Annotated in this window: 21 protein-coding genes; 12 read left to right on the top strand and 9 right to left on the bottom strand. The window is 70.3% G+C overall.

Annotation, left to right across the window (positions count from 1 at the left end; all coding sequences use genetic code 11):
- Positions 1 to 53 precede the first annotated feature (53 nt).
- On the top strand, positions 54 to 917 hold the full coding sequence (locus tag ACEZHJ_RS00960) for a tetratricopeptide repeat protein (RefSeq protein ID WP_375036136.1): 864 nt from the start codon (positions 54 to 56) through the stop codon (positions 915 to 917).
- Positions 918 to 969: 52 nt separating this feature from the next.
- On the opposite strand, the gene ACEZHJ_RS00955 is transcribed toward ACEZHJ_RS00960, so the two are convergent.
- The 3 genes from ACEZHJ_RS00955 to ACEZHJ_RS00945 all read right to left on the bottom strand — a co-directional run bounded on the left by ACEZHJ_RS00955 (position 970) and on the right by ACEZHJ_RS00945 (position 3,416).
- Positions 970 to 1,845: a fructosamine kinase family protein gene (locus ACEZHJ_RS00955; protein ID WP_375036135.1), complete on the bottom strand. Its 876-nt coding sequence runs from the start codon at positions 1,843 to 1,845 to the stop codon at positions 970 to 972.
- Positions 1,842 to 2,738: a 5'-3' exonuclease H3TH domain-containing protein gene (locus ACEZHJ_RS00950; RefSeq protein ID WP_259203776.1), complete on the bottom strand. Its 897-nt coding sequence runs from the start codon at positions 2,736 to 2,738 to the stop codon at positions 1,842 to 1,844. The genes ACEZHJ_RS00955 and ACEZHJ_RS00950 overlap by 4 nt, the downstream gene beginning before the upstream one ends.
- A 72-nt stretch (positions 2,739 to 2,810) precedes the next feature.
- Entirely contained in the window at positions 2,811 to 3,416 is a 606-nt protein-coding gene (locus tag ACEZHJ_RS00945) for an HNH endonuclease (RefSeq protein ID WP_163139306.1), read from the bottom strand.
- A gap of 463 nt (positions 3,417 to 3,879) precedes the next feature.
- Between ACEZHJ_RS00945 and ACEZHJ_RS00940 the strand changes: the two genes are divergently transcribed.
- The 3 genes from ACEZHJ_RS00940 to ACEZHJ_RS00930 are packed head-to-tail and all read left to right on the top strand — an operon-like array spanning position 3,880 to position 6,803.
- The gene (locus ACEZHJ_RS00940) at positions 3,880 to 5,013 is read left to right on the top strand and encodes a Re/Si-specific NAD(P)(+) transhydrogenase subunit alpha (RefSeq protein ID WP_163139305.1); all 1,134 of its coding nucleotides are present in this window, start codon (positions 3,880 to 3,882) and stop codon (positions 5,011 to 5,013) included.
- Complete coding sequence (locus tag ACEZHJ_RS00935) at positions 5,013 to 5,303, top strand: NAD(P) transhydrogenase subunit alpha (protein ID WP_018717604.1); 291 nt, start codon at positions 5,013 to 5,015, stop codon at positions 5,301 to 5,303. The genes ACEZHJ_RS00940 and ACEZHJ_RS00935 overlap by 1 nt, the downstream gene beginning before the upstream one ends.
- A gap of 18 nt (positions 5,304 to 5,321) precedes the next feature.
- Positions 5,322 to 6,803, top strand: coding sequence for an NAD(P)(+) transhydrogenase (Re/Si-specific) subunit beta (locus tag ACEZHJ_RS00930; protein ID WP_018717603.1), 1,482 nt, complete (start codon positions 5,322 to 5,324; stop codon positions 6,801 to 6,803).
- A gap of 408 nt (positions 6,804 to 7,211) precedes the next feature.
- On the opposite strand, the gene ACEZHJ_RS00925 is transcribed toward ACEZHJ_RS00930, so the two are convergent.
- Complete coding sequence (locus tag ACEZHJ_RS00925; RefSeq protein WP_018717602.1) at positions 7,212 to 9,017, bottom strand: NAD(P)/FAD-dependent oxidoreductase; 1,806 nt, start codon at positions 9,015 to 9,017, stop codon at positions 7,212 to 7,214.
- Positions 9,018 to 9,413: 396 nt separating this feature from the next.
- Here ACEZHJ_RS00925 and ACEZHJ_RS00920 point away from each other — a divergent pair, with 396 nt between their 5' ends.
- Positions 9,414 to 11,363 carry a sigma-54-dependent Fis family transcriptional regulator gene (locus ACEZHJ_RS00920; protein WP_163139304.1) on the top strand — a complete coding sequence of 650 codons (1,950 nt, stop codon included), beginning with the start codon at positions 9,414 to 9,416 and terminating at the stop codon, positions 11,361 to 11,363.
- Here the strand turns inward: ACEZHJ_RS00920 and ACEZHJ_RS00915 are convergent.
- The gene (locus ACEZHJ_RS00915) at positions 11,341 to 12,273 is read right to left on the bottom strand and encodes a LysR family transcriptional regulator (RefSeq protein WP_040409293.1); all 933 of its coding nucleotides are present in this window, start codon (positions 12,271 to 12,273) and stop codon (positions 11,341 to 11,343) included. The two genes, ACEZHJ_RS00920 and ACEZHJ_RS00915, sit on opposite strands and share 23 nt — an antisense overlap.
- A 118-nt stretch (positions 12,274 to 12,391) precedes the next feature.
- Here ACEZHJ_RS00915 and ACEZHJ_RS00910 point away from each other — a divergent pair, with 118 nt between their 5' ends.
- The 4 genes from ACEZHJ_RS00910 (at position 12,392) to ACEZHJ_RS00895 (ending at position 15,554) form a co-directional block, all read left to right on the top strand.
- Positions 12,392 to 13,501: an S-(hydroxymethyl)glutathione dehydrogenase/class III alcohol dehydrogenase gene (locus tag ACEZHJ_RS00910; protein ID WP_018717599.1), complete on the top strand. Its 1,110-nt coding sequence runs from the start codon at positions 12,392 to 12,394 to the stop codon at positions 13,499 to 13,501.
- 13 nt (positions 13,502 to 13,514) lie between these two features.
- Entirely contained in the window at positions 13,515 to 14,372 is an 858-nt protein-coding gene (gene fghA / locus ACEZHJ_RS00905; protein ID WP_018717598.1) for an S-formylglutathione hydrolase, read from the top strand.
- 149 nt (positions 14,373 to 14,521) lie between these two features.
- Positions 14,522 to 14,932 (top strand): hypothetical protein, encoded by a 411-nt coding sequence (locus ACEZHJ_RS00900; RefSeq protein WP_018717597.1) that lies wholly within the window; start codon positions 14,522 to 14,524, stop codon positions 14,930 to 14,932.
- Positions 14,933 to 14,939: 7 nt separating this feature from the next.
- Complete coding sequence (locus ACEZHJ_RS00895; RefSeq protein ID WP_018717596.1) at positions 14,940 to 15,554, top strand: TIGR02444 family protein; 615 nt, start codon at positions 14,940 to 14,942, stop codon at positions 15,552 to 15,554.
- Between the two features lie 6 nt (positions 15,555 to 15,560).
- Here the strand turns inward: ACEZHJ_RS00895 and ACEZHJ_RS00890 are convergent, their stop codons facing one another.
- Positions 15,561 to 16,088, bottom strand: a complete 528-nt coding sequence (locus ACEZHJ_RS00890) for a DNA-J related domain-containing protein (RefSeq protein ID WP_371807600.1) — start codon at positions 16,086 to 16,088, stop codon at positions 15,561 to 15,563.
- Between the two features lie 334 nt (positions 16,089 to 16,422).
- On the opposite strand from ACEZHJ_RS00890, the gene ACEZHJ_RS00885 reads away from it, so the two are divergent.
- The 3 genes from ACEZHJ_RS00885 (at position 16,423) to ACEZHJ_RS00875 (ending at position 21,278) form a co-directional block, all read left to right on the top strand.
- A complete protein-coding gene (locus ACEZHJ_RS00885; RefSeq protein ID WP_163139302.1) occupies positions 16,423 to 18,618 on the top strand; it encodes a primosomal protein N' in 2,196 nt (731 codons plus the stop codon).
- A 180-nt stretch (positions 18,619 to 18,798) separates the two neighbouring features.
- Positions 18,799 to 20,559, top strand: a complete 1,761-nt coding sequence (gene argS / locus ACEZHJ_RS00880; protein WP_018717593.1) for an arginine--tRNA ligase — start codon at positions 18,799 to 18,801, stop codon at positions 20,557 to 20,559.
- Between the two features lie 2 nt (positions 20,560 to 20,561).
- Positions 20,562 to 21,278 carry an SPOR domain-containing protein gene (locus ACEZHJ_RS00875; RefSeq protein WP_018717592.1) on the top strand — a complete coding sequence of 239 codons (717 nt, stop codon included), beginning with the start codon at positions 20,562 to 20,564 and terminating at the stop codon, positions 21,276 to 21,278.
- A 14-nt stretch (positions 21,279 to 21,292) separates the two neighbouring features.
- On the opposite strand, the gene ACEZHJ_RS00870 is transcribed toward ACEZHJ_RS00875, so the two are convergent.
- The 3 genes from ACEZHJ_RS00870 to speA all read right to left on the bottom strand — a co-directional run bounded on the left by ACEZHJ_RS00870 (position 21,293) and on the right by speA (position 25,224).
- Positions 21,293 to 22,276 carry a lysylphosphatidylglycerol synthase transmembrane domain-containing protein gene (locus ACEZHJ_RS00870; protein WP_018717591.1) on the bottom strand — a complete coding sequence of 328 codons (984 nt, stop codon included), beginning with the start codon at positions 22,274 to 22,276 and terminating at the stop codon, positions 21,293 to 21,295.
- Positions 22,277 to 22,450: 174 nt separating this feature from the next.
- A complete protein-coding gene (locus ACEZHJ_RS00865) occupies positions 22,451 to 23,335 on the bottom strand; it encodes an NAD(P)-dependent oxidoreductase (RefSeq protein WP_018717590.1) in 885 nt (294 codons plus the stop codon).
- The gene (gene speA / locus ACEZHJ_RS00860) at positions 23,332 to 25,224 is read right to left on the bottom strand and encodes a biosynthetic arginine decarboxylase (protein WP_018717589.1); all 1,893 of its coding nucleotides are present in this window, start codon (positions 25,222 to 25,224) and stop codon (positions 23,332 to 23,334) included. Before speA ends, ACEZHJ_RS00865 begins: the two co-directional genes overlap by 4 nt.
- Positions 25,225 to 25,227 lie beyond the last annotated feature (3 nt).

The raw sequence follows: 25,227 nt of genomic DNA, 5'->3' as shown, positions 1-25,227 counted from the left end.
GCCTGGCCCGTGGCCAACGACAAGTTCCCGCTTCGCCTCACGAGGAGTTGATGATGGCCATTCCCTTACGCGCGTTCAGCCTCTTGGCCCTGGTACTCGCCATAGCCCTGAACGCCCGGGCCGAAGTCGCCTTCCCCGAGCCCGGGGGATTCATGGATGCCGTCTATGACCAGGACTTCCCGGCCAACCTCGAGGCCGCCCGCAATGGTGATGCCAGAGCACAGGCCCTGGTCGGGGCCGCGTACGCCATTGGCGTAAAACGACAGGACGTCCCCGTCGATGGCCGGAAGGCGGCCAAGTGGATCAAGAAGGCCGCCGCCCAGGATCTCGCCGAGGGCCTCTACTGGCTGGCCGGCATGTACGCCGCCGGCTACACCGTGGAGAAGAGCCCGGAGAAATGGCTCGAGCTCACCGCCGAGGCCGGCGAGCAGGGCTTTCCCAAGGCGCAGAGTGAACTCTGGCTCACTTTCAGGGACGGTGATGAAAGGAACAACATTGAGCCGGATGACGAGAAATACCTGTACTGGCTCAGGAAGTATGCCCAGAGCGGTGCGACGATCGCCATGCGGGAACTGGCGGGCGTCTACCTGCAGGGCAAACTGGTCGCCAAGGATGAAAAACGGGCCTTCCAATTAGTTCAAAAGGCCGCGGAGAAGGACGATTTGATCGCACAGGGATACCTGGGCGATTACTACGCGAAAGGCATCGGCACCGAAAAGGACCTGGTCAAGGCGTACATGATGTACGACCTCGGCGGTACCGGCGACATCGAGAAGAAAGAGGCGCTAGCCGAGAAGATGACCGACGAGCAGGTCCAGGAGGCCATCGCCCGCTCCCGCCGCTGGCAGGAGGAGCACAACAGCGTACGCCCCAGCTACTACGGACTGAAACGCCAGCCCGACGGCAGTTATCGCTGACTCCGGCCGGTCATTGACGGCGCCGTCGCACCCGCGACCGCGCAATGCAGCATCAACCGATCTCCGATAGCAGACGCCGCACCGCATCATGGGCGCTGCGGGCAAAGCCGCCGCCGAAGAGATTGAAGTGGTTGAGCAGGTGGTAGAGCTGATAGAGGGTGCGCCGGACCGGATAGCCGGCGTCCCGCGGCCAAACGGCGTCGTAGGCAGCGTGAAAATCGGCGGGGAATCCGCCGAACAGCTCGGTCATCGCCAGGTCGCACTCGCGGTCGCCGTAGTGCACGGCGGGGTCGTAGATGACGGGGGCCCCATCTCCGTCGAAGGCGGCGTTGCCGCCCCAGAGGTCGCCGTGGAGTAGTGACGGCACGGGTTGGTAGCCGCTGAACAGCCCGCCAAGGCCGTCGCGCAGGCGCTCGCCGTCGCGGATCAGGCCCGTGGGGGCGCCCTGCTCGGCCGCCAGGGCGAGCTGGTGGCCGAGCCGCCGCTCGGCAAAGAAGGCGACCCAGTCGGTCATCCAGGCATTGGGCTGGGAGGTGGTACCGATGGTGTTGTCCCGGTGCCAGCCGAAGCGTTCGGCGGTGGTGGCGTGCATGGCGGCCACGGCCTCGCCCATGCGGTGCCAGCCGTTCCGCCGGGGCTGGCCGAAATCGATCCACTCCAGCACGAGATAGGCCCGGCCCCCGGCCACGCCCCGGGCGACGACCGCCGGCACGCGCGGCCCGCCGCGGGCGGCCGCCAGCTCGGCGAGCCCCTCCGCCTCGGCTTCGAACATCGCCGCGTACCCGGGATCGTTGAGCTTGACGAAGCATTCACCGAGACGCACGGCGTGATTGATGTCGCCACCTGCCACGGGCGTCCCGGCGCCGGCCGGGCGCTCTCCGGTGGCGGCCTCGATCGCGTCCAGAACGTCGCCCGGGACGGCGGTCACGGCGCCACCATCGCATCAGCCACCGGCAGGCGCCGGGTTCGATTGCGCAGCTGCACCGGCAGCGCCATGGCGTCCAGTGCCGACGGGTCCGCCCCGCTCCAGCCCGCCTGCTCGTGGGCATGGGCGATGGGCAGGTCGCAGCGGATGCGCGTGAGCCGGCGCGAGAGGAACGCCTGCTCGCGGTGGGTCTCCAGCAGCCCCCGCACCCGTCGCGCCCCGCGCACGCCGCTCTCGGCGACCTGGTCCAGGTCCGCATACAGGTCGTCGAGGCTGCCGGCACGGGCCAGCAACGCGGCGGCGGTCTTGGTGCCGATGCCGGGCACCCCGGGGATGTTGTCCACGGCATCGCCGGCGAGCGCGAGCAGGTCCGCGACCCGCCCGGGCGGCACACCCAGCGTCTCCTCGACCCCGGCCGGATCCAGCCAGCGGTCGCGGGCGGCGTCCCACCACCAGTCGCCGGGTTCCAGGAGCTGGGCGTAGTCCTTGTCCGCGGTGACGAACACCATGTGGTAGCCCGCCTCGCGCCAGTGCCGCGCCGCGCTGCCGACGAGGTCGTCCGCCTCGTAGCGCGGGCTCGCCAGGGTGGCCACGCCTAGGGCCTCGGCGAGCTCGCGGCAGACGTCGAACTGGCGCTCGAGCTCCGGTGGCGGCGGCGGGCGGTTGGCCTTGTAGTCGGGGTAGAGCTCGTTGCGGAACGAGGTGGTCAGGCTCTCGTCGAAGGCGCAGACCACGTGGCTCGGCCCCTCGTACTCGATGAGATCGCAGAGGAAGCTCCCGAAGCCGTGGACGGCATTGGCGCAGGCGCCGCTATCGTCGCGGACCGCCTCGGGCACGGCGAACCACGCGCGGAAGATGTAGAGGCTGGCGTCGATCAGGTACAACGGCCGGTACACGGCTCTCCCATGGGGCTGTCGGGTACCGAGGCAGTGTAGGCAAGCGCCCGCGCCTTGGCCAGCCGGCGCGGCTCACGCGTGCGGCAGCATGCCCCGGCGCTCGCGCAGCGGACTGCGCCGCGGGAAATGCGCGCGCAGGAACGCCATCTGGTCGGCGAGGATGCGCCGGCCCTGGAGGTAGACGTACTCGGCGTGGGTCGGCGTGAACGGCACCGCGAGCAACTGCATGCCCACCTCTTCCGGGGCGTGATGCCCCTTGTGGTTGTTGCAGCGCTTGCAGGCGGTGACCACGTTGTTCCACACGTCCAGGCCACCGCGGCTCACCGGTTTGACGTGATCCCGGGAGAGGAGACTCACGCGCAGGCGCTCGCCGCAGTAGAGGCAGATGTGGTCGTCGCGACGGAAGAGGGTGGCGTTGTTGAGGGGGGGAATGTAACCGGCGCGGCCCTTGAGTGCCGCCTGGGCGGTGCCTTCGGTGGCGATGATCGAGTTGACGTCGATGACGCTGCGCCTGCCCGTCACCGCGTTGTATCCGCCCCGTATGCGATAGAGCCGCTGGCCGCAGGCGAAAGCCACCTGCGCGAGATAATAGAGCCGCACCGCGTCCTGGTAGGTGATCCACTCCAGCGGCATGCCGGAGACATCGGTGCGGAGTATGTGGTGCTCAAGGCCCCTCATCGATACACCCCGCCTTCCCGCCGCCCTGCGACGGGTCTTGGATGAATCCTTTATTCCATACCCACACTCTGCCGCGCAACCGTTACACGCGCCTGACAGCGGCTCCGGCGCCCGCAGAGGGCGGGGTCATGGCATTAGGATAGAGGCAAGCTATCTAAAATATACTTTCCATAGGTTAGACCCTAGCACCGAACCCCCATATACTGGTCGATCGGTCGACCCGTGTGGTCCCGCCCGCGCTACGCCGCCCGCCGGCGGCCATGGTGCGGCGGGCCGGGCACTACACTGGTACGCGTGGGCCTGCCCCAGCGCTGCCGAGGCACGCCCGCGGGCATGCTGCGCCGGCGCGGCACCACCAGCGCGTCCGGACCGATCCGGCCGGCCCCGGCGGGGGGAACCCCCGACCCGCCACGACGGGGAACGGCACCGGATACAACAGCACGACAATACGGGAGACAGTTTAATGACGATCAAAGTTGCCGTGCCCAGGGAAACGGCGCCCGGCGAACGCCGGGTGGCACTGGTACCCAGCGTCGTCAAGCAGCTCGACAAGCTCGGCGTGGAGGTCCTGCTGCAGGCGGGCGCCGGCGAGTCCAGCGGCTTCAACGACGCGGACTACGAGGGCGTGACCGTCGTCGACAGCGCCGACGAGCTCTACGCCGCCGCCGACGTGGTCCTGCGGGTCCAGCCGCCGACGGTGGAGGATGCAGGCAAGCTCCGCGAAGGCAGCTGCCTGCTCGGCTTCATGGCCCCCCACGAGGGCGACAGCCGGATCAAGAACCTGCTCAAGCGCCGTGTCACGAGCTTCTCCATGGAGCTGGTGCCGCGCATCACCCGCGCACAGTCCATCGACGCCCTGTCCTCGCAGGCGAGTCTGGCCGGCTACAAGTGCGCCCTGTTAGCCGCCTCGCGCAGCCCGCGGCTGTTCCCGATGCTCACCACCGCCGCGGGCACCATCCGCCCGGCCAAGGCGCTGGTCATCGGCGCTGGCGTGGCCGGCCTGCAGGCGATCGCGACGGCCAAGCGCCTGGGTGCGATCGTCGAGGCCTACGACGTGCGCTCGGCCACCAAGGAACAGGTGGAGTCTCTCGGCGGCAAGTTCGTCGAGACCGGCGTGAAGGCCGAGGGCGAGGGCGGCTACGCCCGCGAGCTCACCGACGAGGAGCGCCGCCAGCAGCAGGAGGTCCTCGCGGACCATGTCGCCGCTGCGGATGCGGTGATCACCACCGCCGCCATCCCCGGCAAGCCCGCGCCCAAGATCATCGACAAGGCCACGGTGGAGCGCATGAAACGCGGCGCCGTGATCGTGGACATGGCCGCGGAGACCGGGGGCAACTGCGAGCTCACCAAGGCCGGCGAGGACGTCGACCACAACGGCGTGATCGTCGTCGGGCCGCGCAACATCGCCAGCTCGGCGGCCACCCACGCCAGCGAAATGTACTCGCGCAACCTCTACAACCTGCTGGCGCTTCTGGTTAAGGAAGGCGAGCTGAACCTCGACTGGGACGATCAGGTCATCGCCGACAGCTGCCTCACCCACGACGGCGAGGTCCGGCACGAGCCCACGCGCGAGCGCCTGGAAGGAGGGAACAAGTAATGGTCATCGAAGGTTTTGTCGCCCTGTACATCTTCATGCTCGCCGCGTTCACCGGCTACGAGGTGATCGCACGCGTGCCGGTGATCCTGCATACCCCGCTGATGTCGGGGTCGAACTTCGTCCACGGCATCGTCGTCGTCGGCGCGATGGTCGCGCTCGGCCACGCCGAGACCGGCGTTGAGCAGCTCATCGGCTTCTTCGCCGTGCTGCTGGCCGCCGGCAACGCGGTCGGCGGCTACGTGGTGACCGAACGTATGCTCGAGATGTTCAAGAGCAAGGACGAGCAGTAAGCAGGGGGCCTGTCGATAATGAATAACGTGGTACAGCTTTCCTACTTCCTGGCGGCCGTGCTCTTCATCCTCGGCCTCAAGGGAATGAGCTCGCCGAAGACGGCCCGCAAAGGCATCGTCTGGGCGGGCGTGGGCATGGTCATCGCCACCGTGGCCACTTTCTTCAAGCCGGATCTCCACGGCGCGACCAACTACACGCTCATCGTCATCGCCATCGGCGTAGCCGGCGTTCTCGCCTGGTATTCGGCACGCAAGGTCGCCATGACCGACATGCCGCAGATGGTCGCGCTCTACAACGGCATGGGCGGCGGCGCGGCCGCGGCCATCGCCGCCGTGGAGCTGATCAAGGCGGTGGACAGCGTCGGCGCCGAGGCGATGGTGCGGGTGCGCGAGTTCGCCGCGGCCAAGGACCTGACCATCGAGCAGGCGCAGGTGCTGATCGGCGGCAACTCCACCGTGGGCCACGCCCTGGGCGCCGACGTCGCCATCCTCGGCCTGGTCGGCGCGCTCATCGGCACGGTGGCGTTCACCGGCTCGCTGGTGGCCTGGGCCAAGCTCGACGGCCGGCTCAAGCGCAACCGCCTCATCCCGGCACAGCAGCTGGTGAACATCGTGGTCTTCGCCGCGGCGATCATCTTCGGCATCTGGAGCTTCTACAGCGACAGCCTCGCAGTGCTGGTGATCTTCTTCGCCCTCGGCCTGCTCTTCGGCGTGTTCATGGCCGTGCCGATCGGCGGCGCCGACATGCCGGTGGTGATCTCGCTGTTCAACGCACTCACCGGCCTCGCCGTCGGCTTCGAGGGCTACGTGCTCGGCAACCCGGCGATGATCATCGCCGGTACCGTGGTCGGCGCGGCGGGCTCGCTGCTCACCCAGCTCATGGCCAAGGCGATGAACCGCCCGCTGACCAACGTGCTGTTCAGCGGCTTCGGCACCACCGAGTCCGCCGAGTCCGAGGGCCCCGAGGGCGAGATGAAGGAAGTTCAGGCCGAGGACGCCGGCATCATGATGGCCTACGCCAGCCAGGTGATCATCGTCCCCGGCTACGGCATGGCCGTCGCCCAGGCGCAGCACAAGATCTGGGAGATGGTCGAGCTGCTGCAGGACAAGGGCGTGACCGTGAAGTTCGCCATCCACCCGGTGGCGGGCCGCATGCCCGGGCACATGAACGTCCTGCTCGCCGAGGCGGGTGTCCCCTATGACATGATCTATGACATGGAGGACATCAACGCCGAGTTCGCGACCACCGACGTGGCCCTGGTTATCGGCGCCAACGACGTGGTCAATCCGGCGGCGAAGACCGACGAGTCCAGCCCCATCTACGGCATGCCCATCCTCAACGTGTCCGACGCCGAGAACGTCATCGTGATCAAGCGCGGACGCGGCACGGGCTTCTCCGGGGTGGAGAACCACCTGTTCTTCGCGGACAACACCCGCATGCTCTTCGGCGACGGCCAGAAGGTCGCCGGCGAGCTGGTTCAGGTGGTCAAGCAGTTCTAACCGCCGGCAAGACACTCCGGCAACACGAAAAGGCCGCCCCCCGGGGCGGCCTTTTTTGGTTGAGCGCGCCTTGCCGGGAAGTGGCCACAGGCGATGACCAGGGAGCCGGGGCCGTCGTACCCTCCTCGACCACAGGCCCGTTCGTGGCCGCGATTACACCGACACCAGGCACGACCGCAGAGGTGTCCGGCGACACCACCACCGCCGTCCGTTGCCACGAGTAACCGACCTTGTGTTCGCGACGGCCGGGACTAATAGACACGTAGGTCGTGCACCGTGAGGTGCGCGACGTCCCGGGCGTTGCAGCGAAACATCGCACACGGCCAGAGGCCGTGCACGACCTACGCGGGGCCGTCTCCGTCGTGGGGCGACTGCCCTGCTTCGTGGCGATCTGTTTACGCCCGCGGCTCAGCTCAGGTGGTGGACCTCGGGCATGCCGTACACCGGGGTGTCGATGCCCTCCATCCGCGCCTTGAGCTGCAGCGCCAGGTAGTGGGAGTAGTGGCGCGACTGGTGCAGGTTGCCGCCGTGGAACCACAGCGCCGGCTGCTGCGTGGGCTTCCACATGTTGCGCAGCTCGCCTTCCCACGGGCCGGGGTCGCGCTTGGTGTCCGAGCCCATGCCCCAGCACTTGCCGACCCGGTCGGCGACCTCCTGGGAGATGATCTCGGCGGCCCAGCCGTTCATGGAGCCGTAGCCGGTGGCGTAGACGATCAGGTCCGCCGGCAGTTCGCTGCCGTCGGTCAGCGTCACCGAGCGCTCGTTGATGCGTTCGATGGTCACGCCGCTGCGTATCCCGATCTCCCCCTGGGCGATGAGCTCCGAGGCACCGACGTCGATGTAGTAGCCCGAGGCCCGGCGGAGGTACTTCATGAACAGCCCCGAGCCGTCCTCGCCGAAGTCGAGAGTGAAACCGGCCTCCTCGAGGCGCCGGTAGAACGCCGCGTCCTCCTCGGCGATGCGCTCGTACACCGGGATGTGGAAGTCCGGCATGATCCGGAAGGGAATGGAGGCGAAGGTCATATCCGCCCGGTGGGTGGTGATGCCCGCATCCACCGCTTCCTGGGAGTACAGCGGCCCCAGGGCGTGGGTCATCAGCGACTCGGACTTCACCACGTGGGTGGAGGAGCGCTGGACCATGGTGACGCGGGCACCGTTCTCCCAGAGATCCGCGCTGATGTCGTGGGCGGAGTTGTTCGCGCCCACAACGACGCACTGCCGGTCCGCGTACGCCTCGCCACTGGTGAACCGGCTGGAGTGGCACTGCTCGCCCCGGAAATCCGCCGCTCCCGGGAAATCGGGCACGTTGGGCATGCCGGACATGCCGGTGGCGAGCACCAGCTGGCGGGGGCGCAGCGTCACCGGCCGGCCCTCGCGCTCGACGTGGACGACCCATTCCCCGGCGTCCTCGTCGTAGGCCGCGCTGCGGCACTCGGTGGAGTGCCAGTAGTTCAGCTCCATGACGCGGGTGTACATCTCCAGCCAGTCGCCGATCTTGTCCTTGGGCGAGAACACCGGCCAGTGATCGGGAAAGGGCAGGTACGGCAGGTGGTCGTACCAGACCGGGTCGTGCAGGCACAGCGAGCGGTAGCGCTTGCGCCAGGAGTCCCCGGGGCGGGCATTACGCTCGACGATGATGGTCGGCACGCCCATGCGCCGCAGGCGCGCCCCCAGGCCGATCCCGCCCTGGCCGCCGCCGACGATCACGCAGTAAGGCTGCTCCTCGTAGCCCAGGCGCCGCTGCTCCTCCTCCCGGGCCTCCAGCCAGGTCTGGCGGTTGCGCACGATGCCGTGCTCGGCCCCCATCGGCCGCCGCTTTCCGGCGGGCTCCGGAAAATCCCTCAGCGCCGTCATAGCCGTAAGCAGCGTCCAGCAGCGGCCGTCGCGGTCCAGCCGGATATGGCCCTCACCGTGCGCCGTCGCCGTCGAGAACGTCAGCCACCCTTCACTGACACCGTCGGCCTCGCCGGCCTCCCCATCCAGCCGCCACTGCGACGGGCGGGTATGCTCGAGTGTGGCGGCCAGCATGTCCCGTACGGCATCCCGGCCCTCCACGGTCTTGATGTTCCAGGTGAACGTGACGAGGTCCCGCCAGTAGCACTCGTCGGCGAACATCGACACGGCGGCCTCGACGTCGTGACGCTCCAGAGCGGCGCCGAAGTCCCGGAGCCACGCGTTCACCCGGGTGGTCGCGTCATCCACGACTGCGTTCATGGTCTCTCCTCCATGGTGCTGGTTTATCGTGCAGCGGGCGCGATGGCCCACCGGGGGTGACGGAGCAGTGTTCGTGCCAGCCCCGCCGCCGCGGCCGGCGGATGACACAAGCCACTGATTGAACGTCTTTTCCTGGATTCCCCAGAGTGCCGCGGGGCAGTCTTGAAGGGACTGCATCCCCGGCCATGGCGTTACAGGTGTAACGCCATGGCCGGGTATGCTTTACACATGTAACGTGCTGTTTTTAATAAAAACATGTCGGGTTGACAGCACATGGGGCGGGGGTAAGCTGGAGAATCTACGCCCGCACGAGACGGCGCGGACAACAGAGGCGGACCGGCATCGTACGGCGAGGGACGGCCGGCAGCACCACCGCCCGCCCGTGGAGGAGAGACGATGGCGCTCAGGGGCGAGCAGCGCTCGCACATCGATGCGATCATCCGTTGCGCGGGAAGTGATCTACCGATCCCGGGCAAGGCCTCGCTGATCGAGCGCTCCTGGAAACGCTGCGTGCTCGAGCACGGTCTCGACCCGAGCCGCCCCCGGGCGGCACGTATCGTTACCAGCGAGACCCTGCGTGAGCACCAGGATCGCGCCGACGAGCTGCTCAACGTCGCCCGCGCCGGGGTCGAGCAGCTCTACCGGCAGGTCGCGCAGCTCGGCTACGTCCTCCTGCTCACCGACCGCCGCGGCATCACCGTGCAGTTCCTCGGCGAGCGTGCCGACGACCGCCGGCTGCGCCGCGCCGGGCTCTATCTCGGTGCGGACTGGCGCGAGCATCACGCCGGCACCTGCGGCGTGGGCACCTGCATCGAGGAGGGGGTTTCCCTCACCTGCCACCGCGACGATCACTTCGACGCCACACACATCGGGCTCACCTGTACTGCAGCTCCGATCACCGATCCCGCCGGCGACGTCATGGCGGTGCTCGACATATCGGCGCTGGACTCCCCGGGCGACGCCGCCAGCCAGAGCTTCGCGCTGCAGCTGGTCCTGCTTCACGCGCGCATGATCGAGGACGCCTACTTCCTGCGCCGCTACCGCGACCATCACATCTTCCGCTGCGGCAGCTCGCGCGAGTTCGTGCACGTCAACGGCGAGCGGATGTTCGCGCTGGACAGGGACGGCACCGTGATCGCCGCCAACACCGCCGGCCGCGCCCTGATCGCACGCCACCCGTGGCCGGCAACGAGGGCGGACGGCAGCCGGCCCCACCCGCCCATCCACCACCTGCTCGACTGCGAGCTCACCGACATCTGGAGCATCCCGCTCGCCTCCGATGACCAGGTCCGCGCCTTCCGCACCCGCGGCGACGGCGAGATCCTCTTCGGCACGGTGCTGGAACCCCGGCGCCGGTCCGGCAGCGGGACCGGCATCCCCCCGGCCGACGGGGAAGCGGTACCGGCCCTCGACGCCCTCGCCGCGGACGATCCGTCCATGCGCAAGACCCTGTCCATCGCCCGGCGGCTGCGCAACGAAACGGTGAACATCGTGATCACCGGGGAGACCGGCACCGGCAAGGAGCGCCTCGCCCGGGCCATCCACGACTCCAGTCACCGCGCCCGTGGCGCGTTCGTTGCCGTCAACTGTGCCGCCATACCGGAAGCGCTGATCGAGAGCGAGCTGTTCGGCTACCGAGCCGGCGCGTTCACCGGGGGACGCAGCCGGGGCATGCAGGGATTACTCCAGCAGGCCGACGGCGGCACCCTGTTTCTCGACGAGATCGGGGACATGCCGCTGCACCTTCAGACCCGGCTGCTGCGGGTGCTCGCCGAGCGCGAGGTCACCCCGCTGGGGGCGGACCGGCCGGTGGGCGTGGACCTGCGGGTGATCGCCGCCACCCACCGGGACATCAACGAAATGGTCACCGAGGGCGGCTTCCGCGAGGACCTCTACTACCGCCTCAACGGTGCCACGCTGCGGCTGCCGCCGCTACGCGAACGCGCCGACCGGCAGTACATCATCGAGCGGCTGTTCGCCGCGCTCAGCCGCGAACGGGACAGCCACGTGCGACTGCGCGCGGACACCATCAGCGCCCTGCTCGCCTACCCCTGGCCGGGGAATATACGCCAGCTCCGCAACGCCCTGGCCTACGCGCTGGCCACCGGCGAGGGCACGGAGATCGCCGTCACCGACCTGCCCGAGGAGTGCCGCACCGGGGCCGGCAACCGCGAGGCACCGCCCCCGGAGGCGGCGGCGCTGCCACCGGACGGCCAGGCCCTGCACGAGGCCCTGCGCCACTCGCGCTGGAACGTCAGCGCCGTCGCCCGCCAGCTCGGCGTCTCCCGGCCCACGGTCTACCGCCGGATGCAGCGCTTCGGCATCATCGCCCCGCATCTGCGCTAGCGGCACTTGCATCGGATCCGGCACGCTCTGCCGATGCCGGGGTCTGGAAATGCGCCAGCAGGAAATCGACCATCGCCCGGACCTTGGGCGCCGGGTAGCGGCTCCACGGATACACCGCGTACACGCCGGCGTCGGTGAACCGGTAGTCCGGCAGGACCTCCACCAGCTCGCCGCGGGCCAGCGGGCCGGCCACATAGTGGGCGGGGAGCTGGGCGATCCCCAGGCCCTTGAGGGCGGCATCCAGCAGCGCCAGGCCGTTGTTGCAGCGCAGCCGGCCACGGACACGGCGATCCTCCCGGCGGCCGTTGATGGAGAAGGTCCAGTAATCGGTGGAGCCCACCAGGCACTGATGGCGGGCCAGCGCCTCCGGCGACGCGGGGTGGCCGTGGCGCGCGAGATACCCCGGCGAGGCACACACGTGCAGCCGCCGCGGGGCGAGGCGGCGGGCCACGAGGCTGGAATCCTTGAGGCTGCCGAGGCGCACGGCGAGGTCGAAGCCCTCCTGCACCAGGTCGACCACGCGGTTGGTCAGCTCCAGCTCCACGCTGATCTCCGGGTACTGGAGCATGAAGTCGTTCACCGCCGGGGCGAGGTAGTGCTCACCGAAGTAGGTGGCGCAGCTCATTCGGATCAGCCCCCGGGGGGCGGCCTCCATGGCCTGCACCGAGCGCTCCGCCGCGTCCAGCGCGGTCACCAGCGAGCGGCATTCCTCGAAGTAGCGCCGGCCGCTGTCGGTCAGGCGCAGCTGGCGGGTGGTGCGGTGGAGCAGCTGTACGGCGAGGCGCCGCTCCAGGCGCTGGATCGCCCGGCTGGCGAACGAGGGCGAGGTCCCCAGCGCCCGGGCACCGGCGGAGAAACCGCCCTCCTCGACCACGGCCACGAAGGCCTCGACATCATCCCATCGACTCATTGATGCAATTCTGCAAAAGACTAATGATACTTTTGCACTTTATCGTGTATTCGGGGCTTCCTAAACTGCGGCGATACATTCAGAACCGCTCACCCGCGCCCCGCGCAGGAGGATAACCATGAAGTCCCGTGCCGCCGTCGCCTTCAAGGCAGGAGATCCGCTGGAGATCGTCGAGGTCGATGTCGCCCCGCCGCGCGAGGGCGAGGTGCTCGTGCGCAACGTCGCCACCGGTGTGTGCCACACCGACGCGTTCACCCTCTCCGGCGCCGACCCGGAGGGGAACTTCCCGGTCATCCTCGGTCACGAGGGCGGTGCGGTGGTCGAGGAGGTCGGCCCGGGCGTCACCAGCCTGGCCCCCGGCGACCACGTCATCCCGCTCTATACGCCGGAGTGCGGCGAGTGCAAGTTCTGCCGCTCCGGCAAGACCAACCTGTGCTCCGCCATCCGCGCCACCCAGGGCCAGGGGGTGATGCCCGACGGCACCAGCCGTTTCTCCTACAAGGGCGAGAAGATCCACCACTACATGGGCACGTCGACGTTCTCCGAGTACACCGTGCTGCCGGAGATCGCGCTGGTAAAGGTCAGCACCGACGCCCCGCTGGACAAGGTCTGCCTGCTCGGCTGCGGCATCACCACCGGCATCGGCGCGGTGCACAACACCGCCAGGGTGGAGCCCGGCTCGACGGTGGCGGTGTTCGGCCTCGGCGCCGTCGGCCTGAGCGTGATCCAGGGGGCGGTGCTGGCGAAGGCGGAGCGCATCATCGCCGTGGACATCGAGCCCGGCAAGTTCGAGTTCGCCGGCCAGCTCGGCGCCACGGACTTCGTCAACCCGAAGGACTACGACGCGCCGATCCAGCAGGTCCTCACGGAGATGACCGACGGCGGCGTCGACTACTCGTTCGAGTGCATCGGCAACGTGAACACCATGCGTGCCGCGCTGGAGTGCTGCCACAAGGGCTGGGGCGAGTCGACGATCATCGGCGTCGCCGGTGCCGGCGAGGAGATCTCCACCCGGCCGTTCCAGCTCGTCACCGGGCGGGTCTGGCGCGGGTCCGCGTTCGGCGGCGTGAAGGGCCGCACCGAGCTGCCGGGCTACGTCACCCGGTACATGGACGGCGATATCAACATCGACGAGTTCGTCACCCACACCATGGGGCTGGAGGAGATCAACCGCGCCTTCGAGCTGATGCACGCCGGCGAGAGCATCCGCTCGGTGGTGTACTTCTGAAGCGGAGGGGATGATGCCGGAACAGCCGACACTGGAAACCGTCGCCGAGAACCGCTGCTTCGACGGCCGCGTGCTGCGCTACCGCCACCACGCACGCAGCCTCGACTGCCAGATGATCTTCGGCGTCTACCTGCCGCCGCAGGCCGAGCGCCAGCCGGTGCCGGTGCTCTACTGGCTCTCGGGGCTGACCTGCACCGACGAGAACTTCATGCAGAAGGCGGGCGCCCAGCGCCTCGCCGCCGAGCTGGGCATGGCCATCATCTGCCCCGACACCAGCCCGCGGGGTACCGATCTGCCCGGCGAACACGACGAGTACGACTTCGGCTCCGGTGCGGGTTTCTACGTCAACGCGACCCGCGCACCGTGGGACGCCCACTACCGGATGTACGACTACGTCGTCGAGGAGCTGCCGGCGCTGGTGGAGGCCGAGCTGCCGGTCACCGACCGACGCGCGATCAGCGGCCACTCCATGGGCGGGCACGGGGCGCTGGTCTGCGCCCTGCGCAACCCGGGCCGCTACCGCTCGGTCTCCGCGTTCGCACCGATCTGCAATCCCGTCGCCGTGCCATGGGGGCACAAGGCGTTCTCCCGCTATCTCGGCGACGACGAGACGGAATGGGCGGCCTACGACGCCAGCCACCTCGTCGCCACCGCCTCCGAGCGCCTGCCGCTGCTGGTAGACCAGGGCGAGGCCGACGGCTTCCTCGCCGAACAGCTCCATCCCGAGGCCCTGGAGAGCGCCTGCGCGGCGGCCGGGCACCCCCTGACCCTGCGCCGCCGCCCGGGGTACGACCACAGCTACTTCTTTATCGCCAGCTTCATCGACGACCATCTCCGCCACCACGCCGACGCCCTCGGCTGCCCCGGCTGAGGCGTTCGACCCCGCCCGCGGCACCCGCCGCGGGCGGCGGCCACCTTGACCCCGACACGATCGCCCTCATACCCGGGAGGGACGCACCACCAACACCGCCTCTGGTAGGCTAGCGTCCGTTGGAACGCACAACCCGTAGAGGAATCGAAATGGCAGACGAATCCGGTCTCTCCGAGATGAAGATGGACCCGAACGGGCTCTTCCGTGAGGAGGTCTTCACCGATCGGCGCATCGGCACCATCCAGCGCCTCACCCCCGTGCGCAGCGACGGCAGCGACGACCCCGACCGCGACGTGCTCTACCTCGGCCAGACCCAGGTGATGACCCCCGCGGGCGCGCTGCCGCTGTCCTTCGAGCTGGATGCGGACAGCCTCGACGGCGCCATGGAGGCCTTCCCGGAGGCCGCGCAGCAGGCCCTTGAGCAGACCATGGATGAGCTCAAGGAGATGCAGCGCGAGTCCGCCTCCCGCATCGTCACCCCCGACCAGATGGGCGGCCAGGGCGGTGGCGGCATGCCCGGCGGCGGAGGCGGCCAGGGCGGCGGCTTCCAGCTGCGCTGAGGCGGGCATGAACGATCAGCCGGCGTCCGTCGCCGACGAGGCGGCCGCGCTCTGGGACTTCGCCGTGCGCGTCTACGGCATGCAGGGCATCAAGGACACCTGCCTCGCCGTGCAGGCGCGCTACGGGCTGAGCATCTCCACCCTGCTCGGGGCGATCTGGACCGGCGCCCACGGCTACGGCCGTATGGGCGCGACCCAGCTGGAGACCACCGTGCGCCGCGCGACGGAGTGGCACCGCGAGGTCATCGAGCCCATGCGCGCACTGCGCCGCCGCCTGCGCCAGCAGCCGCCCCCGGGGCTGGAGACGCGTACCGAGGCCCTGCGCCACGAGGTGCTGCGCCAGGAGCTGGAGGCGGAACGCATCGAGCAGCAGCTCCTGCTCGAGGACTTCCCCCGCGGGCAGTGCCCGGTCTCCGCGGAGGCGGAGCGCTGGCGCGATGCCACGGCCAACGCGGCTCTGTACACGCGCAAGAGCTGTCCCCGCCCGGAGCCCCAGGCCCTGGACGCGCTCGCGCGGATCCTCGGCGCGGCGTTCCCGGACGTCGACGGCGAGGCGATCAAGCGCGAGGCGGCGGCGGTGTGGCAGGTCGGCGGCGGCTGCGAGGGCAGCGGCGGGGCCTGAGTCGGATCACTGCAGCCCGAGCGTGCGCATCGCGCGGTTGATCTCGCGCAGCCGCCCGCCGTCGCCGCCGCGGTCCGGGTGGTGGCGCATCGCCAGCCGCCGGTAGGCGGCGCGGATCGCCGCGTCGTCCACCGGGTCCGACAGCCCCAGCTCCGCCAGTGCGTCCGCGCGGCCGTCGTCCCGCGCCAGACGCTGCCAGAACGAGCCGAGCAGCCGTTCCACCTCCGCCTCGGTGATCCCGTCGAGGTTGCCCATGTCCGTGTAGAACGCGCGCACGCCGTCCGGCGCCCCCAGCGCTGACGCCGTCGTCCGCGGCAGGATGCGGATGCACAGGCAGTCCACCTGCACGTCCTCGCCGTGCACGGCCAGACGCTCGCCCAGGCGGTAGAGGGTGTGGAAGAGCAGGAAGTGGGTCCGATACATCGCCAGCGGTCGCGCCAGGCAGCCCGGCGCGATCTCCGGGACATCATCCCTGGCCTGTAGCGCGCGGATCAGCTCGAACTCCGCGAGCCCCTCCGGCGCCTCGCGCAGCATCGCCTCGATCCGCCCGAGGTGGTGATCCCAGGCACCGGCGGGCGGCGCCGTCTCGCAGTTATCCACCGTGTTCGTCCCCTGCCGGCAACCGGACTGCAGGTCGGGCCGGTATCGTCGATAGCTGGGGGGCAATATAATAACCTTCTGTTTTAAAAAGCAATTTTATAGCGGTTAAATTTTCGGCATATTCGCTAACCCGCTTGCCCGACAGGCACTTAGGGGATATTCCCAGAATTCTTCCACACAGTTATCCACAGCATGTGGGGAAAACCCGCCGCCGCAACCGCCCGGTCGCCGGTTACACTGGGCGGCAAACGAACGCCGCCCGAGACGCATGCCCGAACCGCCGCAGATCGCCCGCGTCGCCGTGCCCGGCCCGCTGCCGGAGCCGCTGGACTACCGCATCACCGCCGCCGTGCCGGAGCCGGGGGCGCGGGTGCGCGTGCCCCTCGGCCGCCGCCAGGTGATCGGCGTGGTCGTCGCCACGGCCACGCACAGCGAGCTCCCCACGCGGCGCCTGCGCCCGCTCGGCGAGCTCCTCGACGACACCGCGGTGCTGCCCGGGGAACTGCTCGAACTCACGCTCTGGGCGGCCGGCTACTACCACCACCCGGTGGGCGAGGCGCTGACGAGCGCGCTGCCCGTACGCCTGCGCCACGGCCAGCCGGCACAGTACACCCGCGAGACCGTCTGGCGACTCACCGACACCGGGCGCGACACCCCGCCCGACACCCTCGCCGCCCGCGCCCCGCGGCAGGCGGCGCTGCTCGCGCGCCTGCAGTCCCTCGGCAGCCTCGCCGCCGCCCACTTCCCCGAGGCGGAGGGTGACTGGCGCGGCGGCCTCCAGCGGCTGGTCGAGCGCGGTCTCGCCCGGGCCGGGCAGGTGGACACCCCCGGGCTCATCGAGGGCCACGACGACGGCGGCGACCGCCCGACGCTCAACGACGCCCAGCGCGACGCGGTGGACGCCGTTCGCGGCGCCGAGGGATTCGCCCCGCTGGTGGTCGAGGGCGTGACCGGCAGCGGCAAGACCGAGGTCTACCTCCACGCCATCGAGGCGGTGCTCGCCGCGGGGCGCCAGGCCCTGGTGATCGTCCCCGAGATCGGCCTGACCCCGCAGCTCGTCGACCGCTTCGCCCGCCGGCTCGCCGCCCGCATCGCCGTGCTCCACTCCGGCCTCGCCGCCGGCGAGCGCCTGGACGGCTGGCTCGCCGCCCGGGACGGCGTGGCGGACGTGATCATCGGCACGCGCTCGGCGGTGTTCACGCCCCTAGCCCGCCCCGGCCTCATCCTGGTGGACGAGGAGCATGACGCCTCGCTCAAGCAGCAGGACGGCTTCCGCTACTCCGCCCGGGACCTCGCCGTGGTCCGCGCCCAGCGCCTGGGGCTGACCGTGATCCTCGGCAGCGCGACCCCCTCACTGGAGACCCTGCACAACATGCGCCTCGGCCGTTACCGGGAGCTGCGCCTGCCCCAGCGGGCCGGCGGCGCGGCCATGCCCCGCTTCCGGCTCCTGGACGTCCGCGGCCGCCCCCTGCGGGACGGCCTCTCGGCGCCGCTGATCGAGCAGATGCGCGCCCACCTGGACGACGACGGGCAGGTGCTGGTGTTTCTCAACCGGCGCGGCTTCGCCCCGGTGCTGCTCTGCCACGAATGCGGCTGGGTCTCGGAATGCGAGCGCTGCGACGCACGGCTGACCTACCACCGCCACGACCGCCGCCTGCACTGCCATCACTGCGACCACGAGCGCCCGGTCCCACGGGCCTGCCCGGACTGCGGCAGCGTCGACCTGCGCCCCGTGGGCCAGGGCACCGAGCGCCTGGCCGAGGCCATCGAGGCCGCCTTCCCCGACACCGCCATGGTCCGCATCGACCGCGACAGCACCCGGCGCAAGGGTGCCTTCGAGCGGCAGATGGCGGCGGCGCAGCGCGGCGAGGCGCGCATCCTCCTGGGCACCCAGATGCTCGCCAAGGGGCACCACCTGCCGGCGGTCACCCTGGTGGCGGTGGTGGATGCCGACCAGGGCCTGTTCAGCGCCGACTTCCGCGCCCCGGAACGACTCGCACAGCTCATCATCCAGGTGGCCGGACGCGCCGGGCGGGCGGAGCGCCCCGGCGAGGTCGCGATCCAGACCCACCACCCGGAACACCCGCTGCTGCAGCTCCTCGTCCACGCCGGCTACCGCCGCTTCGCCGAGGACGCGCTGCTGGAACGCGAGGCCGCCGGCCTGCCACCCTACACGGCCATGGCCCTGCTCCGCGCCGAGGCCGTCGACGAGGCCGCACCCCGGGAATTCCTCGACGCCGCCCGCGCCGCCGGCCCGGAGGGCACGCGACTGGAGCTCCTCGGGCCGGTACCGGCGCCCATGGAGCGCCGGGCGGGGCGGGTCCGCGCCCAGCTCCTCGTGCGCGCGCCCTCCCGCCGCCACCTCCAGGCCGGCCTGAAACGCTGGCTGCCCGGCGTCGCCGCCCTCCCGCAGGCGCGGCGGGTGCGCTGGAGCATCGACGTCGACCCGGCGGACATGCTGTAACCGCAATGCGCGCGGGCGCAGACGCAGCCGGGAACGCCTCGTGCGCGCCTGCCGTCGCCCCCGCCCGCGCCGCCCCCGACGGGCGTTGCCCGGGCGGGGCCCCGGCTGCCTTGCATGAGCGGGTACACAGGCGATAATAGGGCGCTTCGACACCCCGCAGACGGATACCACCCGGACCCTATGAAGAATCTACTCGCGCAGCTCGTCGAGCAGGCCATCGGCACGCTGCAGGCCGACGGCACCCTTCCCGCCGGGCTCGACATCGACGTGCAGGTCGAGCGCGGCCGCGGCGAGGGCCATGGCGACTTCGCCACCAACACCGCGATGCGCCTGGCCAAGCCGGCACGACGGCCGCCGCGGGAGCTCGCCCAGGCGCTGGTCGACGCCCTGCCGCCGCACCGCTATGTCGAGCGCGTGGAGATCGCGGGCCCCGGGTTCATCAATTTCTTCCTCACCGCCGACGCCGCCTTCGCGGTGATCCGCGACGTCTGGGAGCAGGGCGAGGCCTTCGGGCGCAGCCGCGCGGGCGAGGGCCGGCGCATCCTGGTGGAGTTCGTCTCCGCCAATCCCACCGGGCCGCTGCACGTGGGCCACGGCCGGGGCGCGGCGTTCGGGAGCGCGCTGGCGAGCCTGCTCGCCACCGCCGGCTTCGACGTCCAGCGGGAGTACTACGTCAACGACGCCGGCCGGCAGATGGACATCCTCGCGGTGTCCGTGCTGCTGCGCTACCTGGAGCAGCGCGGCGGGGCGGTGCCCTTCCCGGACAACGGTTACCGCGGCGACTACATCCGCGACATCGCCTCCGGGCTCGCCGAACGCGACGGCGACGCCTACCGGATCGACACCGCCGCGCTCACCGCGAAGCTCCCGGCGGACGCCAGCGACGGCGGCGACAAGGAGGCCCATGTCGACGCGCTCGTGCGCCGCAGCCGCGAGCTGCTCGGCGAGGCGCGCTACCGCGCGGTGCTGGACGCGGCGCTGGAGGCCATCCTCGCCGACATCCGCGACGACCTCGGCGAGTTCGGCGTGCACTTCGACCGCTGGTTCTCCGAGCGCAGCCTCACCGAGAACGGCGCCGTCGGCCGCACCATCGAGCGCCTGGTCGAGGCCGGGCACTGCTACGAGGCCGACGGCGCGCTGTGGTTCCGCGCCACCGACTTCGGCGACGACAAGGACCGTGTGGTCCGCCGCGCCGACGGGCTGACCACCTACTTCGCCTCGGACATCGCCTACCACCTGGACAAGTTCGAGCGCGGCTTCGACCAGCTGATCGACGTCTTCGGCGCCGACCACCATGGCTACATGGCCCGCGTGCGCGCCAGCCTGGAGGCCTTCGGCTACCCGGCGGACCGGCTGGAGTTCCGCCTGGTGCAGTTCGCCATCCTCTACCGCGGCGCCGAGCGCCTGCCGATGTCCACCCGCTCCGGCGAGTTCGTCACCCTGCGCGAGCTGCGCGAGGAGGTGGGCAACGACGCCGCCCGGTTCTTCTACGTCATGCGCCGCCCGGAGCAGCACCTGGACTTCGACCTGGAGCTCGCCAAGTCCGAGTCCGCGGACAATCCGGTGTACTACCTCCAGTACGCCCACGCGCGGATCTGCAGCGTGCTCCGCCAGCTCGACGAGCAGGGCCTGGACCATGACCCGGACGCCGGCTTCCAGGCCCTCGCGCGCCTCACCGAGGACCACGAGCAGGCCCTGATCAGCCAGCTCGGGCGCTTCCCCGAGGTCATCGAGACCGCCGCGCTGGCCCACGAACCCCACCAGCTCGCGCACTACCTGCGCGAGCTCGCCGGTGCCTTCCACACCTACTACAACGCGCACCAATTCCTCGTCGACGACGCCGGGCTGCGCAACGCGCGGCTCAACCTCGTGCTCGCGACGCGCCAGGTCCTGCGCAACGGCCTGCGCGTGCTCGCGGTAAACGCACCGGAGCGGATGTAACCATGGCCCGCCGCAAGACCGGACAGGCAAGCGGCCGCCAGCAGCGCCGCAGCACCTCCCGCAAGGGCAGCACCGGGCGCTCGCTGCCGGGCTGGCTCTGGGGGGTCGGCGGGCTCGGGATCGGGCTCGGGGTGGCGCTGCTCGTGCACTGGCACTACACCGGCGGCGGCCCGCAGCAGCTCAGCGAGCTCATGGCCCCGCCGTCACCGCAGCAGCAGGGTGCCGGCCGGGACATCACCGGTGACAGCGGGACGCCGCCGCAGGGCGGCGGCGACACCACGGCGAAGCAGGACAAGCCGCGCTTCGAGTTCTACCGCCTGCTGCCCGAACAGAAGGTGGAGGTACCCGGCGGTGACCAGGAACGGCAACAGCAGGCCGCCGACCGCACGGCAGAGCCCGGTGACACCGGCGAGACGACCCGGCAGCGCTCCGCCAGCGCGGACACGGGCGAGAGCACTGCAAGCAAGAGCGCCGACAGCAACCGGCGCTACCTGCTTCAGGCCGGATCGTTCCGCGGCCACGACGATGCGGACCGGCTCAAGGCGCGGCTGGCACTGCTCGGCATCGAGGCGAACATCCAGCGCGTGGAGCTCTCCGGCGGCGAGCTCTGGCACCGGGTGCGCGTGGGGCCGTTCAACGACCTCGACCGCGTGAACACCGTGCGCCGGCGGCTCAAGGAGAACGGCATCGAGACCGTCCTGCTCAAGCGCAGCGGCTGAACCCGCCGCCGCGCTCAGTAGGCCATCCGGCGCCCGAGCACCCCGCGGCCGACGGTGAGCAGGAACGCCGGCGCGCCCGCGATGAGATACCAGTGGAAGGTGCAGAAGCGCCACACCAGCAGCGCCACCGCCAGCACCGAGGCATCCACCCAGGCCGAGAGCATCATCCCGAAGCCCACCTCCACGCCCACGGAGCCGCCGGGCAGCAGGCTCAGGTGGCCGACCATCAGCGACAGCGCCTGGGTGATGAACAGCCACGCCCAGGGCAGCGGGTTGTCCAGCAGCATGAAGATCGTCGGCACCAGCGCGTAGCGCAGCAGCCAGTGCAGCGTGCAGAAGCCGTACAGCGCCGCCAGCCGCATCCGGCCCAGCCCCAGCATCAGCCGCACCGCCGCGCGGAAGCGCAGCAGCGCCCGCCCCAGCCGCCAGCGATAGCGGTGCAGCATGGGCACGCGGCGGAAGATCCGCCCCAGCGCCAGCGCCAGCACCCGGTAGTGCCGGGGCAGCCACAGCAGCAGCGCGAAGCCGACAGGGGCGACGATGCCAGCGGTAATCACCCAGCCCATGGCCACGTCGCCGATTACGAACAACGCCGCCAGCGGCAGGAAGGTGGCGAAGAACGCGAGATCCGCGATCTGGTCGAGCACCACCAGCGCACTGGCCTCGGGCACCCCCAGGCCGCGGCGGGTGAACAGATAGACGTTGGTGGCCGGTCCACCGGTGTAGGCCGGCGTGGCGGTGCCGGCGAACTCGATGCTCAGGACCTTGCTGAACGCCTCCGCGACGGGCAGGTGCAGGCCGAAGGCGCCGGCGAGGATACGCAGCCGGAAAGCGTTGCACAGCCAGCCCAGCGCGACCATGGTGAGCAGCGGCACCAGCCCCCACAGCGGGAACCGCGCCAGGGCATGGAGCAGTTGGCTGCCGCCGCCGAGCCACAGGGGGATCGCCGCGGAGACGAGCACACTCACCATCAGCGCGATGACCCAGTGCCGTCTCACGCCGCCTCCCGGATGTCGCTCGCGGGCCGGCGGCCCGGGATCGCTGTCAGTTGCATGGCCTGCCGTTTTTCACGGGGAATATGGGGAAATCGTGAAGGCGACAGCCTACCCCAGCGGCGCGCCCGCGGACAGGCCCCGTACCGTGTCGGGGAGGCCTGTCCGCGAGCCTGCACACTAAAGAGAGCGGCGGTTGCCCTCCTCGAACAACGCCTGCTTGAGGCGGTAGAGCGTGGAGATATCCTCCTCGCCGTGGCCCTGCTCCATGAGCCGCTCGTAGTGCTTGAGCGTCATCTCCACCACCGGCAGGGACACGCCCATGCGCTCGAGCATCTCCCGGCAGATGCCCAGGTCCTTGTGGTGCAGCGCCGCCTTGAAGCCGGGCTCGAAGGTGCCGCGCACCATGGTCGGGCCGCGGTGGCTGAGGAACCAGTTGCCGGCGGCACCGCCGCCGACCACCTCGATGACACGGTCCATGTCCAGGCCGCTGGCCTGGCCGAAGGCGAGGGCCTCGGTCACCGCCTGGTTGATGCCGGCAACCATGATCTGGTTCACCGCCTTGGTGGCCTGGCCGCTGCCGGACTCGCCCATGTGCGTGACCGACTTGCCGATGGCCTCCAGTGCCGGCATCGCCTGCACCAGGGCCTCGGCGTCGCCGCCGGCCATGACCACGAGCTGACCGTTCTCCGCACCCTCGCGCCCGCCGGACACCGGCGCGTCCAGGAAACGCCCGCCGGCGTCGGCGATCCGCTCCGCGGCGGTCTTCACCGTGGCGACGCTGATGGTGGAGGTGTCCACCACCACCCCGCCGGGCTGCAGCCCCTCGCGCAGTGCATCCACCATCTCCAGCACGTCCGCGTCGGCAGACACGCAGGTCAGCACCACCTCGCATTCCGCGGCTACCGCCGCCGGGTCCGGTGCCGCCATCACGCCGAGCTCCTGCGCCAGGGCGTCCGCCTTGGCGGCGGTGCGGTTCCACACGGCACCCAGCAGGTCGTGACGGGCCAGGTTCCGGGCCATGCCGACGCCCATGGCGCCGAGGCCGATCATGCCCACCTTCATGGCAGTCCTCCTCTATCGCGTAGGTAGGTCGAGCCCTGAAGGCCCGCCCCGAGCTCCCGGAGACACGCGGCGCGGGTGGCCTCGTCCAGGCCCGAACCGTCGACCCGGCGGCGGTAGGCCTGCAGCATCGCCTCCGCCTCGAAGTGGACGTGGCGCAGCACGGCGGCCACGCTCTCGCCCCCCGCGGGCTCGGACAGCCGCCACCCGCCGTTCTCGAGGACGACGTTCACCGCGTCCGTGTCGCCGAAAAGATTGTGCATGTCGCCGAGGATCTCCTGATAGGCCCCGACGAGGAAGACCCCGAGCACCAGCGGCGTGCCCGGCCGCCAGGGCGGCACGCGCAGGGTGCTCTCCACGCCGTCGCGATCGACGTAGAGGTGCACCGCCCCGTCGGAATCGCAGGTGAGATCCTGGAGCACGGCGCGGGCCGAGAGCGGCTCGTCCAGCCGGTGCACGGGCAGGATCGGGAAGATCTGGTCGATGGCCCAGATGTCCGGCATCGACTGGAACAGCGACAGATTGGCGAAGAGCTTGCCGGCCTGGCGCTCGCGCAGGGTGTCGAGCACCTCTCGGTGAGCGCGCACTGACGGGTCCAGCCGCGCCAGCACGCTGCGGCAGGTCGCCTGGTAGTAGCGCTCCGCCTGGGCCCGCCCGGCCAGCCCGAGCAGGCCGTGGTTGTACATGCCCTGGGCCTCCTCCAGGGCATTGCAGGCATCGTGATAGACCTCCAGCGGCGAGCGCGAGGCGCCTTGCCGGTAGCCCTGCCAGAGGTCACGGATCACCGCGGGGGCATCCGCCTCCGGGGCATCCGGTCCGGCGTCGCCGTCGAAGCCGTCCACGTCGATCACGTCCGTGACCAGCACCGCGTGATGCGCGGTCATGGCACGGCCGGATTCCGTGACCACGTCCGGGTGCGGCAGCGCCTGCTCGTCACAGACCTCGCGCAGGGTGCGCACGATGTTGGCCGCGTACTCCTCCAGCGAGTAGTTCATCGAGCAGAAGCTGCGCGATCGCGTACCCTCGTAGTCCACGCCCAGGCCGCCGCCGACGTCCACGCAGTGAACCGGCGCGCCCAGGCCCCGCAGCGCGGCATAGTGACGCGCCGCCTCGCGCATGCCGCGCTGGATATCGCCGATGTTCGGGATCTGCGAGCCCAGGTGAAAATGCACCAGACCGAGGGCATCGAGATGGCCGGCTTCGGCGAGGCGGTCCACCACCGCCAGCGCCTGGGCGGCAGTGAGCCCGAACTTGGAGCGTTCCCCGCCGGTGTTCTGCCACATGCCCTCGCCGATGGAGGCGAGGCGGATGCGCACGCCCAGCGCCGGGGCGACGCCGAGGCGGTCGGCCTCCTCCAGCAGCAGCGTCAGCTCCGAGAGCTTCTCCACCACCACATGGACGTCCAGGCCGAGCTGCCGGGCGCGCAGCGCCAGACGCACGTACTCGCGGTCCTTGTAGCCGTTGCAGATCACCCGCGCCCCTGCCGGGGCGACGGCGAGCACCGCCATGAGCTCGGGCTTGCTGCCCGCCTCCAGGCCTACGCGCTCATGGGCGGCGACGATCTCCTCCACCACCCGGCGCTGCTGGTTCACCTTGATCGGATACACGGCGGTGTGGCGGCCGCCGTAGCCCTCCGCCGCCATCGCCGCGGCGAATGCGGTGCACAGGCGCTGAACGCGGTCGTGGAGAATGTCCACGAAGCGGACCAGCACGGGCAGGTCCAGGCCCTGGCGGCGGGCGGCCTCAACCACCTCGTAGAGGTCCACCGCCGGACCGGCGCCACGCCGGGGCCGGGCCACGACGCGGCCGCTGTCGGTGACGTCGAAGTAGCCCTCGCCCCAGTGGGCGACATTATAGGTCTCGCGGGCGGTCTCCGCCGGCGTGTGAGGCATCGC

The sequence above is a fragment of the Arhodomonas sp. KWT2 genome (assembly GCF_041949875.1).
Lineage (GTDB): Bacteria > Pseudomonadota > Gammaproteobacteria > Nitrococcales > Nitrococcaceae > Arhodomonas > Arhodomonas aquaeolei.
Note: the sequence above shows the minus strand (reverse complement) of the source record. Positions and strands in the feature narration are given on the sequence as shown.

What these genes read in the sequence shown, in the direction of transcription:
- ACEZHJ_RS00960 (WP_375036136.1), top strand. Translation starts at nt 54, where the DNA reads ATGGCCATTCCCTTACGCGCGTTCAGCCTCTTGGCCCTGGTACTCGCC.
- ACEZHJ_RS00945 (WP_163139306.1), bottom strand. Translation starts at nt 3,416, where the DNA reads ATGAGGGGCCTTGAGCACCACATACTCCGCACCGATGTCTCCGGCATG.
- ACEZHJ_RS00940 (WP_163139305.1), top strand. Translation starts at nt 3,880, where the DNA reads ATGACGATCAAAGTTGCCGTGCCCAGGGAAACGGCGCCCGGCGAACGC.
- ACEZHJ_RS00935 (WP_018717604.1), top strand. Translation starts at nt 5,013, where the DNA reads ATGGTCATCGAAGGTTTTGTCGCCCTGTACATCTTCATGCTCGCCGCG.
- ACEZHJ_RS00930 (WP_018717603.1), top strand. Translation starts at nt 5,322, where the DNA reads ATGAATAACGTGGTACAGCTTTCCTACTTCCTGGCGGCCGTGCTCTTC.
- ACEZHJ_RS00925 (WP_018717602.1), bottom strand. Translation starts at nt 9,017, where the DNA reads ATGAACGCAGTCGTGGATGACGCGACCACCCGGGTGAACGCGTGGCTC.
- ACEZHJ_RS00920 (WP_163139304.1), top strand. Translation starts at nt 9,414, where the DNA reads ATGGCGCTCAGGGGCGAGCAGCGCTCGCACATCGATGCGATCATCCGT.
- ACEZHJ_RS00915 (WP_040409293.1), bottom strand. Translation starts at nt 12,273, where the DNA reads ATGAGTCGATGGGATGATGTCGAGGCCTTCGTGGCCGTGGTCGAGGAG.
- ACEZHJ_RS00910 (WP_018717599.1), top strand. Translation starts at nt 12,392, where the DNA reads ATGAAGTCCCGTGCCGCCGTCGCCTTCAAGGCAGGAGATCCGCTGGAG.
- fghA (WP_018717598.1), top strand. Translation starts at nt 13,515, where the DNA reads ATGCCGGAACAGCCGACACTGGAAACCGTCGCCGAGAACCGCTGCTTC.
- ACEZHJ_RS00900 (WP_018717597.1), top strand. Translation starts at nt 14,522, where the DNA reads ATGGCAGACGAATCCGGTCTCTCCGAGATGAAGATGGACCCGAACGGG.
- ACEZHJ_RS00895 (WP_018717596.1), top strand. Translation starts at nt 14,940, where the DNA reads ATGAACGATCAGCCGGCGTCCGTCGCCGACGAGGCGGCCGCGCTCTGG.
- ACEZHJ_RS00890 (WP_371807600.1), bottom strand. Translation starts at nt 16,088, where the DNA reads ATGCTGCGCGAGGCGCCGGAGGGGCTCGCGGAGTTCGAGCTGATCCGC.
- ACEZHJ_RS00885 (WP_163139302.1), top strand. Translation starts at nt 16,423, where the DNA reads ATGCCCGAACCGCCGCAGATCGCCCGCGTCGCCGTGCCCGGCCCGCTG.
- argS (WP_018717593.1), top strand. Translation starts at nt 18,799, where the DNA reads ATGAAGAATCTACTCGCGCAGCTCGTCGAGCAGGCCATCGGCACGCTG.
- ACEZHJ_RS00875 (WP_018717592.1), top strand. Translation starts at nt 20,562, where the DNA reads ATGGCCCGCCGCAAGACCGGACAGGCAAGCGGCCGCCAGCAGCGCCGC.
- ACEZHJ_RS00865 (WP_018717590.1), bottom strand. Translation starts at nt 23,335, where the DNA reads ATGAAGGTGGGCATGATCGGCCTCGGCGCCATGGGCGTCGGCATGGCC.
- speA (WP_018717589.1), bottom strand. Translation starts at nt 25,224, where the DNA reads ATGCCTCACACGCCGGCGGAGACCGCCCGCGAGACCTATAATGTCGCC.